Annotated in this window: 1 protein-coding gene; it reads left to right on the top strand. The window is 70.1% G+C overall.

Annotated features, from left to right (window positions below; all coding sequences use genetic code 11):
* A partial coding sequence (locus tag SB751_RS35450) for a SulP family inorganic anion transporter (protein WP_410749668.1) occupies positions 1-234 on the top strand: 234 nt, incomplete at both ends.

Raw genomic sequence — 234 nt, forward strand, 5'->3', positions numbered from 1 at the left:
GCCATCGCGGGCGTGCAGCTCGCGTCGATGAACGTGCCGCAACTGCTCGGCTACGCGCGCATCGCGGGCATGCCGGCCGTCACCGGTCTCTATACGGGCTTCCTGCCGCTGATCGCCTTCGCGCTGTTCGGCGCGTCGCGCCATCTCGTGGTCGCCGCCGACTCGGCCACGGCCACCATCTTCGCGAGCAAGCTCTCGACCATGGCCACGCCGTCGAGCGCCGAATACGTCGCG

Origin of the sequence: Cupriavidus sp. SIMBA_020, from assembly GCF_046535395.1 — a bacterium.
Taxonomy (GTDB): Bacteria; Pseudomonadota; Gammaproteobacteria; order Burkholderiales; family Burkholderiaceae; genus Cupriavidus; species Cupriavidus campinensis.